At 62.8% G+C, this 15,821-nt stretch carries 11 protein-coding genes, 1 tRNA gene and 2 pseudogenes; 4 read left to right on the forward strand and 10 right to left on the reverse strand.

All coding sequences use genetic code 11. The features are described from left to right. The first annotated feature begins 74 nt into the window (after nt 1-74). On the forward strand, nt 75-713 hold the full coding sequence (locus HDG34_RS02445; RefSeq protein WP_184057444.1) for a LysE family translocator: 639 nt from the start codon (nt 75-77) through the stop codon (nt 711-713). Between the two features lie 81 nt (nt 714-794). Here the strand turns inward: HDG34_RS02445 and HDG34_RS02450 are convergent, their stop codons facing one another. Continuing rightward, a complete protein-coding gene (locus tag HDG34_RS02450) occupies nt 795-2,429 on the reverse strand; it encodes an acyl-CoA synthetase (protein WP_184057445.1) in 1,635 nt (544 codons plus the stop codon). 115 nt (nt 2,430-2,544) lie between these two features. On the opposite strand from HDG34_RS02450, the pseudogene HDG34_RS02455 reads away from it, so the two are divergent. After that, nucleotides 2,545-3,219 (forward strand): annotated as a pseudogene (locus HDG34_RS02455) (Crp/Fnr family transcriptional regulator). An 18-nt stretch (nt 3,220-3,237) separates the two neighbouring features. On the opposite strand, the gene HDG34_RS02460 reads toward HDG34_RS02455, so the two are convergent. Continuing rightward, nucleotides 3,238-3,504, reverse strand: a complete 267-nt coding sequence (locus HDG34_RS02460) for a transposase (protein WP_184057447.1) — start codon at nt 3,502-3,504, stop codon at nt 3,238-3,240. A gap of 55 nt (nt 3,505-3,559) precedes the next feature. Between HDG34_RS02460 and HDG34_RS02465 the strand changes: the two are divergent. After that, nucleotides 3,560-4,300 (forward strand): annotated as a pseudogene (locus tag HDG34_RS02465) (porin). Nucleotides 4,301-4,453: 153 nt separating this feature from the next. On the opposite strand, the gene HDG34_RS02470 reads toward HDG34_RS02465, so the two are convergent. The 7 genes from HDG34_RS02470 to HDG34_RS02500 form a co-directional block, all read right to left on the reverse strand. Continuing rightward, entirely contained in the window at nt 4,454-5,596 is a 1,143-nt protein-coding gene (locus HDG34_RS02470) for a porin (RefSeq protein WP_184057449.1), read from the reverse strand. 1,104 nt (nt 5,597-6,700) lie between these two features. Further along, nucleotides 6,701-6,788 (reverse strand) — tRNA-Ile (locus HDG34_RS02475). A 153-nt stretch (nt 6,789-6,941) separates the two neighbouring features. Then, on the reverse strand, nt 6,942-9,332 hold the full coding sequence (gene rpoD / locus HDG34_RS02480) for an RNA polymerase sigma factor RpoD (RefSeq protein ID WP_184057451.1): 2,391 nt from the start codon (nt 9,330-9,332) through the stop codon (nt 6,942-6,944). A gap of 91 nt (nt 9,333-9,423) precedes the next feature. Further along, nucleotides 9,424-11,304: a DNA primase gene (gene dnaG, locus HDG34_RS02485; protein WP_184057453.1), complete on the reverse strand. Its 1,881-nt coding sequence runs from the start codon at nt 11,302-11,304 to the stop codon at nt 9,424-9,426. A 117-nt stretch (nt 11,305-11,421) separates the two neighbouring features. Beyond that, complete coding sequence (locus HDG34_RS02490) at nt 11,422-11,868, reverse strand: GatB/YqeY domain-containing protein (protein WP_184057455.1); 447 nt, start codon at nt 11,866-11,868, stop codon at nt 11,422-11,424. A gap of 235 nt (nt 11,869-12,103) precedes the next feature. Then, complete coding sequence (rpsU, locus tag HDG34_RS02495; RefSeq protein WP_090808416.1) at nt 12,104-12,316, reverse strand: 30S ribosomal protein S21; 213 nt, start codon at nt 12,314-12,316, stop codon at nt 12,104-12,106. 68 nt (nt 12,317-12,384) lie between these two features. Further along, nucleotides 12,385-13,602, reverse strand: a complete 1,218-nt coding sequence (locus HDG34_RS02500; protein WP_184057457.1) for an NAD(P)/FAD-dependent oxidoreductase — start codon at nt 13,600-13,602, stop codon at nt 12,385-12,387. Nucleotides 13,603-13,747: 145 nt separating this feature from the next. On the opposite strand from HDG34_RS02500, the gene tsaD reads away from it, so the two are divergent. Beyond that, on the forward strand, nt 13,748-14,776 hold the full coding sequence (gene tsaD / locus HDG34_RS02505) for a tRNA (adenosine(37)-N6)-threonylcarbamoyltransferase complex transferase subunit TsaD (RefSeq protein ID WP_184054832.1): 1,029 nt from the start codon (nt 13,748-13,750) through the stop codon (nt 14,774-14,776). Nucleotides 14,777-14,870: 94 nt separating this feature from the next. Here tsaD and folE2 read toward each other — a convergent pair whose 3' ends face one another. Continuing rightward, nucleotides 14,871-15,677, reverse strand: a complete 807-nt coding sequence (gene folE2 / locus HDG34_RS02510) for a GTP cyclohydrolase FolE2 (RefSeq protein WP_090808410.1) — start codon at nt 15,675-15,677, stop codon at nt 14,871-14,873. Nucleotides 15,678-15,821 lie beyond the last annotated feature (144 nt).

The raw sequence follows: 15,821 nt of genomic DNA on the forward strand, positions 1-15,821 counted from the left end.
GCGATTGGCGGACAATGCGAGACTCTGTATTCGCCAGAACATCTGGCATCGGCCCGACATCAGGAGACACGACCATGCCCGCCTCGACCGCCATCCTCACGATCCTCGCCGCGCTGCTATTGGGCGCGATGAGTCCAGGGCCCAGCTTCGTCATCGTCGCACGCAACGCGATCGGTCTGTCGCGCGGCGACGGTCTCGCGACAGCGCTCGGCATGGGTATCGGCGGTGTGTTTTTTAGCGGCATCGCGCTGCTCGGGCTCTATACGCTGCTCGCGACGGTCGAATGGCTCTACGTCGGGCTGAAAGTGGCCGGCGGCGTCTACCTGGTCTATCTGGCGTCGAAAATCTGGCGCGGCGCCGCGAAGCCGCTCGCGTTCAGCGAAACGCGAACCGGCAGCGGCGGCAATCCGCGCAAGTCGTTCTGGATCGGCTTGAGCACGCAGCTCAGCAATCCGAAAACGGCTGTCTATTACGGCAGTATCTTCGCTGCGCTGCTGCCGCAACATCCGCCGGTGTGGTGCTATTTCGCGCTGCCGCCGGCGATCTTCGCGATCGAGGCGGGCTGGTACACGATCGTCGCACTGTGCTTTTCGAGCCAACGGCCGCGCGAAATCTATCTGCGCTGGAAGGGGTGGATCGATCGCATCGCCGCGAGCGCGGTGACCGCGCTGGGCCTGCGGCTGATTTTTAACGCGCACAAGGTGGGAATTTGACGGCAACCCGAAGCGGCGCGCACCGTCGTGACTCGATGCGCGCCACTCGCGCCGCCCTGAATCAGCGGTGATCGCGGTGCGTTACCCTTTCCCCTCCGCCTTGATCCGCGCGCGCAACTCGAACTTCTGGATCTTCCCCGTCGACGTCTTGGGCAACTCGCCAAAGCGCACCGCCTTCGGCAACTTGTAGCCGGCCAGAAACAGCCGGCAGTGCGCGATGATTTCCTCCTCGGTCACCTGCGCGCCTTCCTTCAACTCGATGAACGCGCACGGCACCTCGCCCCACTTCGGATCGGCCATCGCGACCACCGCCGCCACCGACACCGCGGGATGCCGGTACAGCGTGTCCTCGACCTCGATGCTCGAAATGTTCTCACCGCCCGAAATGATGATGTCCTTGCTGCGGTCGCGGATGCGGATATAGCCGTCGGCCGTGCGCACGCCGAGATCGCCGGTATGGAACCAGCCGCCTTCGAAAGCCGCTTCGGTCGCGCGCTCGTTCTTCAGATAGCCCTTCATGCAGATGTTGCCGCGAAACATGATCTCGCCGATCGTTTCGCCGTCGTCCGGCACCGGCGCGAGCGTGTCCGCATCGAGCACCGCGACCGCCGCCTGCAGGTGATAACGCACGCCCTGGCGCGCGGTCAGGTCGGCGCGGATTTGATCGTCGAGCACGTCCCATTCGTCCTGCTTTGCGCAGACAGCCGCCGGCCCGTAGGTTTCGGTGAGCCCGTACACGTGTGTCAGATCGAAGCCGATCTGCTTCATCTTCGCGATCACCGCGGGCGGTGGCGCGGCGCCCGCGACCATCGTCGACACGCGATGCGTGATGCCCCCGCGCCATTCGGCCGGCGCATTCACGAGCGAACTCTGTACGATCGGCGCTCCGCAGTAATGCGTGATGTGTTCGCGGCGAATCAACTCGAACACGATCTTCGCGTCGAACTTGCGCAGACAGACGTTGACGCCCGCGCGGGCGGCCACCGTCCACGGAAAGCACCAGCCGTTGCAGTGGAACAGCGGCAGCGTCCACAGATAGACCGCGTGCTTCGGCATGTCCCATTCGAGGATGTTGCTCAGCGCGTTCAGATACGCGCCACGGTGATGGTAGACGACGCCCTTCGGGTCACCGGTCGTGCCCGATGTGTAGTTCAGCGCGATCGCGTCCCATTCGTCGGCGGGCGGAGTCCACTCGAAGGAAGGGTCGCCGGTTTGCAGGAACTGCTCGTAGTCCGTCGCGCGAATGAACTGCGCGGCGTCGGCGGGCTGCGCGTCGGCCACGCTGATCACGCGGAGCTCCGGGAATTCTAGCGCCGCGCGATGCGCGAGCTCGCCGTATTCGGTGTCGACGATCAGCGCCTTCGCCTCACCGTGGCGCAGCATGAACAGCAGCGTCGCGACGTCGAGCCGCGTGTTCAGTGTATTCAGCACGGCGCCGGCCATCGGCACGCCGAAGTGCGCCTCGACCATCGGCGGGATGTTCGGCAGCAGCGCGGCGACCGTGTCGCCGCGGCAGATGCCGGCCTCGTGCAGCGCGCTCGCGAGCCGCCGCGCACGCTCATAGGTCTCGCGCCAGTTGCGGCGGATCTCCCCATGGACGATCGCGAGCCGCTCGCCATACACTTGCGCGGCGCGCACGAGGAAATCGATCGGCGTCAACGGGACATAATTGGCCTCGCGCCGCCCGAGGCCTTCGTCGAACATGTGCTGTGTCATTGCTTCGTCTCCTGAGGCGCGAGCCGCGCCGCCGATTGTTGACCGTGTTCTATGAATGAACCAGGGTCAAGCCTAGCAATTGTCGTCATGAACTGTCTGTCATTCAAATGACAGAGTGGCGCGACTGTTCGTCGCGTGCGCGTGGTTTCGCGCGCTCGCCGCCGATCATCAGGCGATGGTGCTCGCCAGCGCACACGCCGAGCACTTTGAAGGCGGTGCGTGGATCGCCCGCCGCCAGCAACCGTCCGACTATTGGATCGGCGTGCACTCGGGGCTCGTCAAGCTCGCTATCTAGAACGCGTGGGGCCGCAGCTGCACGCTGTCGGGCGTGCCGCCGGGCGGCTGGTTCGGCGAAGGCAGCGTGATCAAGCGCGAATTGCGCAAATACGACGTGGCCGCGATCCAGCCGTCGCTCGTGATGTTCGTGCCGTCCGCGACCTTCCATGTGTTGCTCGAATCGAGTCTGCCGTTCACGGGCTTCGTGATCCGGCAATTGAACAACCGGATGGGGGAATTCATCGCGTCGATCCAGAACACCCGGCTGCTCGACGTGGACGCACGCGTCGCGCAATCGCTCGCGCAACTGTTCAATCCGGATCTGTATCCGGACACGGGTCGCACGCTGGCGATTTCACAGGAAGAAGTCGGTCTGCTCGCGGGAGTGTCGCGGCAGCGCATCAATCAGGCGCTGCAGAACCTCGAGAAGCTGCGGATTTTGCGACTGTCGTATAACCGGATCGAGGTGCTCGATCTCGAGCGGCTGGCTGCGTACGGGCGGGAACAGATCTAGCGACGCGACTGGCGCTCGCTATCCGGCGCGCACGCCGCCCTTGCGCGTCGCGCGCGTTTCGAGAGCGTCGTCGGTCTTGAACAGCGCGAGCATGATCGCGCTCAACACGCCCGTTTTTTTCCAGCGCAGATAGTAGCGATGCGCGGTCTGGTACGGGACGTAGTGCTCGGGCATTGCGCTCCACGGCGCGCGCGTGTGCAGCACCCACATCACGCTATTGAGCACGTGGCGAATTTCGATCGGCGGACGACCACGGCGCGGGCCGTCATCATAATTGTCAAACATGGCAATAGGTCATCGCGCGAGAGCGGCGACGGCGCGGCACGGACGGTGATCTATCATCGGCGCGCCCGGCGGCGGCGCCGTTGCCGTGACGTCCGAACAAGCTTCGGCACAAAGCGCGATCACCAACAGCCGCTAGGGTCTGCGCGGCTCGGAAGACCTCGGCGGCGGTCTCAAGGCGATCTTCGATCTGGAAAGCGGCATCAACCTGCAGGACGGCTCGGCCTCGGATAGCCGGCTCATTTTCAACCGCAACGCGTATGTCGGCGTCAGCAGTCCGTACGGCACGCTGACGCTCGGTCGCCAGAAGACGCCGCTGTTCGACCTGCTCGGCGACACCTACGACCCGCTCACGGTCGGCAACTACAACGAGAACTCGTGGCTGCCTGGCGCGCTCGGCGCGGGGCTTTACGCCGATAACGCGATCAGGTACACGGGCACGTTCAAAGGCCTGACGGTGGCCGCGATGTACTCATTCGGCACGAACTCGGAATCGACCGGCGACGGCGGCTTCTCGGGCCAGGTGCCAGGCCATCTCGGCGCGGGCAACATGTACGGCTTCACGCTGTCGTACGTGGCGGGTCCGCTGTCGGACATGTCGAACGCGGCGATCGGCGCTGGTCAGCTCGGCAGTGGCTATCGCTACACGTTCGTCGCACTGGCCGAGTACGCGCTGTCGAAGCGCACCGAGGTGTACGGCACCGTCGATTTCGACAAGGTGTCGGGCGCGGCGACGGTCGAACTGCCGGGCCGCGACAACCAGACCGGCGTTGCGCTCGGTTTGCGGACAGTTTTCTGAATCGTTTCACGTCGTCATGGCAAAACGGGCGTCCCCAGGGACGCCCGTTTTTTTCGCCTCGCATACGGAAACCGGCTCACCGGTCTGCCGCGCGCATAAAAAAAGGTGCCGCGAACGGCACCTTTCTGTACTACAGGCAGCTTCTGCTGAAGCTTAGAAGCGGTGACGCAGACCGACCGTAGCAGCCGTCTGGTTCTTCGACGACGAGGTCGGAACCGTGTTGTCGCCGCTGTAGATCGAAGCCACGCCGCCGTCACCCATTGCGTGCTGGTACACAGCCTGAGCGTAGACGTCGGTGCGACGCGACAGCGAGTAGTCAGCCTGCAGGCCGATCTGGTGGTAACGGGTCTTCATGTCGTTACCGTCGGCGTTGATGCCGTAGCCGCGCGCGTCGGTGAACGTGTACGCGACGCCGAGAGCCATAGCCGGAGTCACGTTGTACTTGCCGTTGATTTCGTAGTTGTTGGTGTGGCCTTGACGCTGACCAGGAGCTGCGCCAACCAGGTTGTCGACGCGCGATTGCGTCCATGCCACGCCAACCAGCGCCGGGCCGAAGCCGTACGAAGCGCCTGCGCCGAACTGACGCTGACGGAAGTCGCCTTGCAGCACGCCCGCGGTGTTCGCCAGAACGCCGTCCGATGCGCCGCTTGCGTTAGCAGCCGGGTTGTTTTGCTGAGCGTAGGCAGCACCGAGGTGCAGGCCTTGCCACTGGTATGCGGCGCCCAAGCTGTACTGACGGTTGTTTGCGAAGCCACCAGCCTGGTTCGAGAAGCCGTACGTGCCGCCGAACGTGAAGCCAGCGTAGTTAGCGCTCGAGTACTTGACCGAGTTGTTGACCGACAGACCACCGTTGGTGTTCAGGTTGTCGTTGTTGAACGGGTGCGCGAAGTACGTGCCGCCCCAGCTGCCCGTTGCGGTCAGCGGTGCGAGGTAGTCCTGCGCTGCGTCGTACTGGCGACCCAGCGTGACCGTACCGAATTGCGAGCTCGACAGACCGACGAAGGCCTGACGGTTGAACATGCCGTTGTTGTTAGCGTACTTGCCGTTGTTGATGTTGAAGCCGCTTTCCAACGTGAAGATTGCCTTCAGACCGCCGCCCAGATCTTCCGAACCACGCAGGCCGAACATGCTCTGGTTGATGCCGCCGCTACCTGCTGCCCACTTGGAGTTGTGGGCAACGTTGCTGGTGTACGTCAGACCTGCGTCGAGCAGACCGTACAGGGTCACGCTGCTTTGTGCGTGAGCGACCGAAGCGAACGATGCGGCAGCCGCAACGACGATGAGACTCTTTTTCATGGGAACTCCAATTCGAAAAATTTATACGGGGAGCAGGACCTGCTTCAGCAGCCGATGCATCGCATTTGCCGCCGCCCGCTTGGCCGAACCGTGGGGATCGACCGGGCACCCTTGAAGCGAAGCGTGAGTGTAGGGGGACACCCTGGTACCGACGCAGGCAATTCACGCAACAGGATTTTTCGAAATTCGCAACAATGTTGGAGCCGATGGGGGTAACTTCTTGTTTTTCCACCGTTTATTGCAAGATCCAGGTGCCGGATCGCCAGCTCCACCCAAAACGAATTTGCAACGCGTCAATATTCTAAGTTGCGCGTTTGCAACAGTGCTTTAATACGCGTGACGTAATCGGGTCGGAGCAAATTGACGAAAAGACCGGCCGATATTTTTTGTAATCAAATGGTTGAAGTGACGGTTTTCCGCGTCGTTTGAGATTTATTTTTGGAGCGCCGGAACTTAATAGAGTCAAATGCAGTCTTGCTCGCGTACCCGCCAATTAATGGTTTCCGGCGGGGCGATTAACTCGTCGAATCACCAAGACGGCTTATTCACCTAATCTTTATTGACCGACGCAAGCAATGGCTGCCGCCCCCGGGCGGCGCAACGGTCCGAGCCCACCGCGTCGAATCAGCATTCACTATTGAGACACTGCCATTGCGGCGGTCTTCTGATTTCTCGCTTTAGTGAGCACCCTCTGTCACGTCTCTATAAGATGCGCGCGCGATTCGAAAAAGCCTTCAGCACGGACGTTGCCCGGAGGTGAATTGCGACGCCGGCCACCGCGTGACAAGACCCGCGCTGAAGGCGGACGGCATGCATCAACAAGCCTTCCGCATTCAACTAACGGCGGGGTTGCGCCCGCTTTTACACGGAGTTTCCCTGATTACGCGTGATCACCGCTTATGGCTGGCGCGGAGTGCGCTTAAGCGCCTCCTCGTCCGCGGGCGAGGAGCCTGGCGCGAGCGGGTCGGTGTCGGGCGGTGTGTGGGGCAACGGACGCCGCTCGCCGGGGTTGAGGCTGGCACTGGGTCGTCCAGCTGAGGCAGCCGAAGGCCGCCCAAAAAACAAAAAAGGGTTCCGGAATTCGGAACCCTTTTTTCGATACTTTGGTGGGCCGGGTGGGATTCGAACCCACGATGTCCTTTCGGAGGTGGATTATGAGTCCACTGCCTGCAACCAACACGGCGTCCAGCCCAAGAAAAAAGACCCGGTCGTGAAGGCCGGGCCCGTTTCGTCGATTGGCCGACATACTACACGAAAAAGGAGCCTCCGCAACCGCTTCGCTTCGGCGAAACGACCGGGAGGCCCCTTTGATCGCATCATTTGCGGCCAACCGCGGCCGTCGCCGTCAATTCCCTTCGAGGAATGACTTCAGCTTGTCCGAACGGCTCGGATGACGTAGCTTGCGCAGCGCCTTCGCCTCGATCTGACGAATTCGCTCACGCGTCACGTCGAACTGCTTACCGACTTCTTCGAGCGTGTGATCCGTGCTCATCTCGATACCGAAACGCATGCGCAACACCTTCGCTTCGCGCGGCGTCAGCGAATCGAGCACGTCCTTCACGACGTCGCGCATACTCGCGTGCAACGCCGCATCCGCCGGGGCGACCGTGTTCGTATCTTCGATGAAGTCGCCCAGATGAGAATCGTCGTCGTCACCGATCGGCGTTTCCATCGAGATCGGCTCCTTCGCGATCTTCATGATCTTGCGGATCTTGTCTTCCGGCATTTCCATCTTCTCGGCCAGCGTCGCCGGATCCGGCTCGAGACCGGTTTCCTGCAGGATCTGACGCGAGATGCGGTTCATCTTGTTGATCGTTTCGATCATGTGAACCGGAATCCGGATCGTGCGCGCCTGGTCGGCGATCGAACGCGTAATGGCCTGGCGGATCCACCACGTCGCATACGTGGAGAACTTGTAGCCACGACGGTATTCGAACTTGTCCACCGCCTTCATCAGGCCGATGTTGCCTTCCTGAATCAGGTCGAGGAACTGCAGACCGCGGTTCGTGTACTTCTTCGCGATCGAGATCACGAGACGCAGGTTGGCCTCGGTCATTTCGCGCTTCGCCTGGCGCGCCTTAAGCTCGCCGGCCGCCATCTGACGGTTGGTTTCCTTCAGGTCCTTCAGCGGCAGCACCACGCGCGCCTGCAGATCGAGCAGACGTTGCTGCTGTTCGCGGATCGCCGGAATGTTGCGCGTGAGGATCGCGCTATACCCGTGACCTTCGGCGACGATCTTGTCGGCCCATTCGAGGTCCGTCTCGCTGCCCGGGAAACGCGCGATGAATTCCGCACGCGGCATGCCGCACTTGTCGACGACCGTATGCAGGATCTGACGCTCGACCTGGCGCACTTCATCCACCTGCGCGCGCAGCGTGTCGCACAGACGCTCGACGGTACGCGCGGTGAAGCGAATCGTCATTAGCTCGTTCTGGATGGTTTCCTGCGCCTTCAGATACGACTTGGACTTGTAGCCTTCCTTCTCGAACGCGCGACGCATCTTGTCGAACCATTCGCTGATCGACGCGAATTTTTCGAGCGACGCGCGCCGCAGCGCTTCGAGCTGCGCGGCGTTGGCGGTGGCTTGCGCCGCGCCATCGTCTTCTTCCTCGTCCTCTTCGTCCTCTTCCTCGGCTTCCTCGTCTTCATTCTCGATCGCTTCCGCCTCCTGCGCGGAGAAGCCGTCGGCGTCTGCCGCGTCGGCGTCGATCAGACCGTCGACGAGTTCGTCGATGCGCGCTTCATCGTTGGCGACGCGCTCGGCCATCGCGAGAATGTCGGCGATCGTGGTCGGGCACGCGGAGATGGCCATCACCATGTGCTTCAGGCCGTCTTCGATGCGCTTCGCGATTTCGATTTCGCCTTCACGCGTAAGCAGCTCGACCGTGCCCATTTCGCGCATGTACATACGCACGGGATCGGTGGTGCGGCCAAATTCGGAGTCGACGGTGGACAGCGCGACTTCAGCTTCCTCTTCGACTTCGTCGTCTGACGAAGCCGCGGGCGCGTTGTCGTTGAGCAGCAGCGTTTCAGCGTCCGGGGCCTGTTCGTAGACCGCGACGCCCATGTCGTTGAACGTGCTGATGATGCCTTCGATCGCCTCGGTCTCGGTGAAGTTGTCCGGCAGGTGATCGTTGATTTCAGCGTACGTGAGGAAGCCGCGCTCCTTGCCGAGCTTGATCAGGGCGCGCAGCTTGGAGCGACGCTCCTCGAGTTCCTCCACCGTGCCAGGCTGCGACGACGCGAACGCATCCTTCAGCAGCGCTTTTTCCTTTGCACGACGGTCGCGAGCCTTGACCTTCTCCGGCTTGCCCGGTGCGGCGGCAGCGGTTTCTTCGGTCTGGGTTGCATCGTCATCGACGGGTACTTCATTCAGCTTTTTCGTCATGGAGTTCGCCGTACCGGCTGTAGTCTCGATCCCCGGCTGTTGGACAACAGCCGGTTGAACCGTGGATACTGAAGTCACGCGCGCTACCGCATCGTCCTGAACGGCAGCCGCTTCCCTTGCGCTTCTGACACCCGCCCGCTTGGCAGCCGGCGGTGCTACAGCTTTCGCCGCCCGAACCGGTGCGGCCTGCGCGGCCGCAGTGGTCGACGACTTCTTCCCGGCAGCCGGTGCAACGCTGACAGCAGACGTTCTTCTGGCGGATGCAGTCAGCTTGGCTTCGGTAACTTTTCCGGTGCGCTCTTTAGCGCGTGAGCCCGTTGCATGATTTCCGCCTGTCGTCTTTGCCATCGCATCGCCTTTCGCCTTTGCTAGGAAAACCCTTGAAAAAACAAACCGCTAGAAACTTTTGATTATACCATCCGAGGTTTCGGCCTCGCCGCTACAGCCCGAGTTGACGCTTCATGTCGGCCCGCTTCCGGTTGAGCTCCGAAAACTCGGCAAACTCTTCCGGCGTATGCCGCGACTGTCGCGAAAGCTGTTCGAGACGATCGCAATAAGCGTCGTATCGCATCTTCAAAATCGCGGCTTTCAGCTCCTCGCCGACAATTCGTTCCTGCTCGCGCCGTTCCTCGATGACGGCCGCGTCCTGCGGGTCTTTCAGCAGCAAATCCCGGACGTTTTCATCATAGTCTAGAATTTTGCGAAAGATTTCCTCGAAAGTTGGGGCGTTCGCGCCATTTCGCAAGAGATCGGACAACAACTGGAACGCTGCCGAATCGCCGAGGGCTCGCGCGTGCGTCGTCACTTCCGCGAACAGTTCGCCGTGCCGGGTCACGGTGAGCAGCGCCTCTTCGGCCGCTTCGTCGAGCATCGCGACCGTGCGCGGATACATCACCAGATTGCGCAGCGTCTTTTCCTCGATGCCGGTCACGCTGCGCCGGTCCTTGCGGGCCGGCGCCTTGCGCGACGCGGCCGCGATCCGCGCGTCGACCTCGCAAAGCGCCGCGACTTCGCTGAATGGCACATCGAGCCGGTCTGCGAACATATGCATGATCTGCGCGCGCAGCGCATTGGCCGGCAACGCCTGCAGCAGCGGTTTCGCGTCGAACAGCGCGCGGGCCTTGCCTTCGGGCTGATCGAGCTCCTTGCCGGTCAACACCTCGTTGAGCATGAACTGCGACAACGGCATCGCCCGTTCGACCTGTTCGGCGAAAGCCTCGGTGCCGAACTCGCGCACGTAGCTGTCGGGATCATGCTCGCTGGGCAGGAACAGGAAACGGATCGTCCGGTTGTCGGCGGCGTGCGGCAGGCACGCATCGAGCGCGCGACGCGCGGCGCGCCGGCCGGCCGCGTCGCCGTCGAAACTGAAGATGACCGTATCGGTCTGGCGCATCAGTTTCTGCACATGAATCGGCGTGCAAGCGGTGCCGAGGGTCGCGACGGCGTTCTGGAAGCCCAATTGGGCCAGCGCGACCACGTCCATATAACCTTCGACGACCAGCACGTAATGTTGCTCTCGAATCGCAAGACGCGCCTCGAACAGCCCGTACAGCTCGCTGCCCTTGTTAAATAGCGGCGTTTCCGGTGAATTCAAATACTTTGGCTCGCCGCCGTCGAGCACGCGGCCGCCGAAGCCGATCACCTGTCCTTTGACATTGCGGATCGGGAACATGATCCGCTCGCGAAAGCGGTCGTAGCGGCGGTTCTGACCCTGCGCGTCCGACTTTTCGCTGACGATCACGAGACCCGCTTCGACCAGGGCGTCGTCGCGATAGTTCGGGAACGCCGCCTCGAGGTTTTGCCACCCGTCCGGCGCATAGCCGAGACCGAAGCGCGCGGCGACTTCGCCGGTCAGGCCGCGCTTCTTCAAATATTGGATCGCGCCCGGCGCACCGCGCAGTTGCTTACGGTAGTAGTCGCAGGCGGTCTGCATGAGATCGGACAGCGCGGTTGTCACGGCCTTCGATGCCGCCGGCGCGTAGCCGCCGCCAGCTCCGCCTCCACCGCCGCCGCCATATCCGGGAGAAGCCTCGTGCGGTACGGTGAGACCCACCGATTGCGCGAGCTCGTTGACCGCTTCGGGAAACGACGCGCCCACGTGTTCCATCAGGAAACCGATGGCCGTACCATGCGCACCGCAGCCGAAGCAGTGATAAAACTGTTTAGTCGGACTAACCGTAAACGAGGGGCTCTTCTCGTTGTGAAACGGACACAGCCCCATGAAGTTCGCGCCGCCCTTTTTCAGCTGCACATACCGGCCGACCACGTCGACGATATCGACGCGGTTGAGCAGGTCCTGCAGGAATGACGGTGGGATCACAGTAAATGACGCTGCCTGGAAAGCTTCAAAATCCAAGCCCGGAGCCCGGGCTCGACACCGCGCCCGGGTCCCGCGCCTCGCCTTCTGGAGGCGCGCGACCCGGACAAATCGACAGAGTTACTTAGCGAGCGCGGCCTTGACCTGTGCGGAGACGGCGGTCATGTCGGCGCGGCCGGCCAGCTTCGGCTTCAGCACGCCCATCACCTTGCCCATGTCCTGCGGGCCGGCAGCGCCGGTTTGCGCGACCGCCGCCTGCACCTCGGCAACGATTTCCGCTTCGGACATCTGCTCAGGCATGTACGCGGAAAGAATAGCCAACTCGGCCTTTTCCTTGTCCGCAAGATCCGTACGTCCTGCGGCCTCGAACTGGCTGATCGAATCCTTGCGCTGCTTGATCATCTTGTCGATGACGGAGGTTATGGCGGCATCGTCGAGCGTGACCCGCTCATCGACTTCACGCTGCTTGATCGCGGCGAGCAGCAGGCGGATCGTCCCGAGACGTTCGGTCTCGCGCGCCCGCATGGCAGCTTTCATATCGTCGTTGATCCGGTCCTTGAGACTCATCACTCACCTGAATTGCGTTGAAAAGTTGAAAAACCGGCCGGTCGACGGCGGCGATACTGCCGCATCAGCACAAAAACCCGCTTGGGACGTCTTCCTCAAGCGGGTTGGCGCAATTTTGCGTAGTGGATGCGACCCTGCCGGATGGCCCGATGGGCCGGGTTTGCCATGATGACACCTGTCGTGCCGCCATCGGCTTGGATGCTGCCGCGCCGTGTACAGCGGGGCAACGCCAGAATCAGTAGAGCTTCCTTGGCAGCATCTGGCCACGCAGACGCTTGAAATGACGCTTCACCGCCGCCGCTTTCTTGCGCTTGCGTTCGGCTGTGGGTTTCTCGTAAAACTCGCGAGCGCGAAGTTCCGTCAGTAAGCCGTTTTTCTCCATGGTGCGCTTGAAACGGCGCATGGCGACTTCGAACGGCTCATTGTCTTTTACGCGGACGGTCGTCATTTTTCAATAACGGAACTTTGTAAAGGTTCAGGAGTATAGCAGAGCTTTCTCACAAAGCCATTGCGCCGTCAAGCCCCCCGGGCATATTCGGCCGCCGCCTCGCCCGCCGCGACACCCGACGCCCACGCCCACTGGAAGTTGTAGCCGCCGAGCCAACCGGTCACGTCGACCGCCTCGCCGATGAAGTAGAGGCCCGGCACCCGCGCGCTCATCATCGTGGTCGATGACAAACCGCGTGTATCGACCCCGCCGCGCGTCACTTCGGCCTTGCGATAACCCTCGGTGCCGTTCGGCGTGAGGGTCCAGCGCGACAGCGCCTCACCGATGCCGCGCAGCGCCTTGTCCGGCAGATCGGCGACGCGGGCCTCGGCGGCCATCCGGTGAGTGTCGAGCCACACATGCGCGAGCCGCTGCGGCACCCATTCCGATAGCAGATTGGCGATCTGCCGCTTCGTGCCGCTTTTCGCGTCGATGAGCGCAGTCGCGGCGTCGCGCTCCGGCAGCAGATTGATGTGAATCGGCTCGCCGGGCTGCCAGTAGCTCGAGATCTGCAGCACGCCTGGGCCCGACAGGCCGCGGTGCGTGAGCAGCAGATCTTCGGTGAATTCGGCGCCGGTCTTCGTATTGCCAGTCGACAGCTCTACTTCAAGCGACACGCCCGATAGCGCCGCGAACGGCTCCCAGTCGGCCGGAGCGAAGGTCAGCGGAACCAGCGCGGGACGCGTGTCGATCAACTTGTGGCCGAACTGCCTGGCGATCCGGTACGCGAAATCGGTCGCGCCGATCTTCGGGATCGACAGACCGCCCGTCGCGATCACGAGCGCACGGGCGGCGATCGTGCCCGCCGTCGTGCCGAGCAGGAACTGTCCTTCGGCGTCCTGGCGCACCTCTTCGACCGACAGCGGCGTGCGCCATGCAACCCCACCGGCGTCGCATTCGTTCTTCAGCATGTCGATGACCGCGTCGCTCGACTGATCGCAGAACAGCTGGCCCTTGTGCTTCTCGTGCCATGTCACGCGATGCTGCTTCAGCAGCGCCATGAAATCGCGCGGCGTATAGCGCGCGAGCGCCGAGCGGCAAAAATGCGGATTCGCCGACAGATAATTGGCCGGCCCCGCATACAGATTCGTGAAGTTGCACCGGCCACCGCCGGAAATGCGGATTTTTTCCGCGAGACGCTGCGAGTGGTCGATCAGCGCCACACGCCGGCCGAGTTGACCGGCCACGGCCGCGCACATCATGCCGGCCGCGCCCGCGCCGATCACTGCGATATCGAAGGATTCCATGGGGCCGCATTGTACCTGCCGGGCCCACGCGTCCATGCCCGTGCTCAGCGGGCCGCCTGCGGCCGCCTGTCCGCGCTGGTATACTTTCAGGCTTACCTTTCACTTCCGGACGCGCGTCGCGCGCGCCCGTCTCAAGCGATTCATCATGCTCGTTCTCGGCATCGAAAGCTCCTGCGACGAAACCGGTCTCGCGCTCTACGACACGGAGCGCGGCCTGCTCGCGCACGCGCTGCATTCGCAGATTGCGATGCATCGGGAGTACGGCGGCGTCGTGCCGGAGCTTGCATCGCGCGACCATATCCGCCGCGCGCTGCCGCTGCTCGAAGAGGTGATGGAGCGCGCCGGCGTCGCGCGCGGCGACATCGACGCGATCGCTTACACGCAAGGGCCTGGGCTCGCGGGCGCGCTGCTGGTCGGCGCGAGCGTCGCGAATTCGCTGGCGATGGCGTGGAACAAGCCGACCGTGGGCATTCACCATCTCGAAGGGCATCTGCTGTCGCCGCTGCTCGTCGACGAGCCGCCGCCGTTCCCGTTCGTCGCGCTGCTGGTCTCGGGCGGCCACACGCAGTTGATGCGTGTGACGGACGTCGGCTTCTACGAGACGCTCGGCGAGACGCTCGACGACGCCGCCGGCGAAGCCTTCGACAAAACCGCCAAGCTGCTGGGCCTCGGCTATCCGGGCGGCCCCGAAGTCTCGCGCATGGCCGAGTTCGGTACACCCGGCGCAGTCGTGCTGCCGCGCCCGATGCTGCATTCCGGCGACCTCGATTTCAGCTTCAGCGGCCTGAAGACCGCCGTGCTCACGCACGCGAACCGGCTGGGCGGCGCGAACATCTGCGAGCAGGCCAAGGCCGACCTCGCGCGCGGTTTCGTCGATGCCGCCGTCGACGTGCTGGCCGCGAAATCTCTAGCGGCGCTCAAGCGCACGAAGCTGAACCGGCTGGTGGTGGCGGGCGGCGTCGGCGCGAACCGGCAATTGCGCGAAGCGCTGTCGGCCGCCGCGCAGAAGCGCAATTTCTACGTCCACTACCCGGACCTGTCGCTATGCACGGACAACGGGGCGATGATCGCGCTGGCCGGCGCGCTGCGTTTGCAACGCTGGCCCGAACAGGCCGGCCACGACTACGCGTTCACCGTGAAGCCGCGTTGGGATCTGACGTCGCTCGCGCACTGAACCGCCGCCCCAAGAGGACAAAAAGCCGCTTTACAAGCGGCTTTTTTGCTTCAATGCCTTCGAAACGAAACGGCGTGGAGCGATCAGGAACGTATCAGGCGAGGCGCTTGTCCCGCTCGATCACCGCATACGCGCTGTGATTGTGAATCGACTCGAAGTTCTCCGCTTCGAGCACATACGCGACGATGCGCTCGTCGGCATTCAGACGCTGGGCAACGTCGCGCACGAGGTCTTCGACGAACTTCGGATTTTCATACGCGCGCTCGGTGACGAACTTCTCGTCCGGGCGCTTGAGCAGGCCCCACAGTTCACACGACGCTTCTTCCTCGGCGATACGGATCAACTCTTCGACAGCGACGTCGCCGTTCAACTCGGCATCGATCGTCACGTGCGAACGCTGATTGTGCGCGCCGTACTGCGAGATCTTCTTCGAGCACGGGCACAGGCTCGTGACCGGCACCAGCACCTTCAGGAACACCCGCGTCGCGCCATGGCGGGTCTCACCGGTCAGCGTGACTTCATAATCGAGCAAGCTCTGCACGCCCGACACCGGCGCGGTCTTGTTCACGAAGTACGGGAACGACACTTCGATGCGGCCCGCCTCGGCCTCGAGTTTTTCGAGCATAGCCGCGAGCATCGTGCGGAAGGTGGCCGGTTCGAGCGGCGCCTTGTTCTCTTCGAGCAACGCGACGAAGCGCGACATGTGGGTGCCCTTCTGCTCGGCCGGCAGATGCACGTCGAGATTCCACGTGCCGACCGACGGCTGCACTTCGCCACCTTGCGTGCGAATCGTCAATGGATGACGCACGCCCCTCACGCCGACCCGCTGGATCGGAATCTGGCGCATGTCGGGGGTGCTTTGCACGTCGGGCATCACGAAAGCGGGATTCATCTGATTCATTCTTTTGTCCTTTCTGGAAAGCGCCGGGCTGCACCAAGGTTTCGCTGCATCGGCGACTATCGCGCAGCGAGTGCGAGGCACCCAACGGCCATGCGGATCAGTGCGCGCAACGGCGAACGCCGGCTCGCGCCGGCGTTGGGTGAC

Origin of the sequence: Paraburkholderia sp. HC6.4b, from assembly GCF_014200875.1 — a bacterium.
Taxonomy (GTDB): domain Bacteria; phylum Pseudomonadota; class Gammaproteobacteria; order Burkholderiales; family Burkholderiaceae; genus Paraburkholderia; species Paraburkholderia tuberum.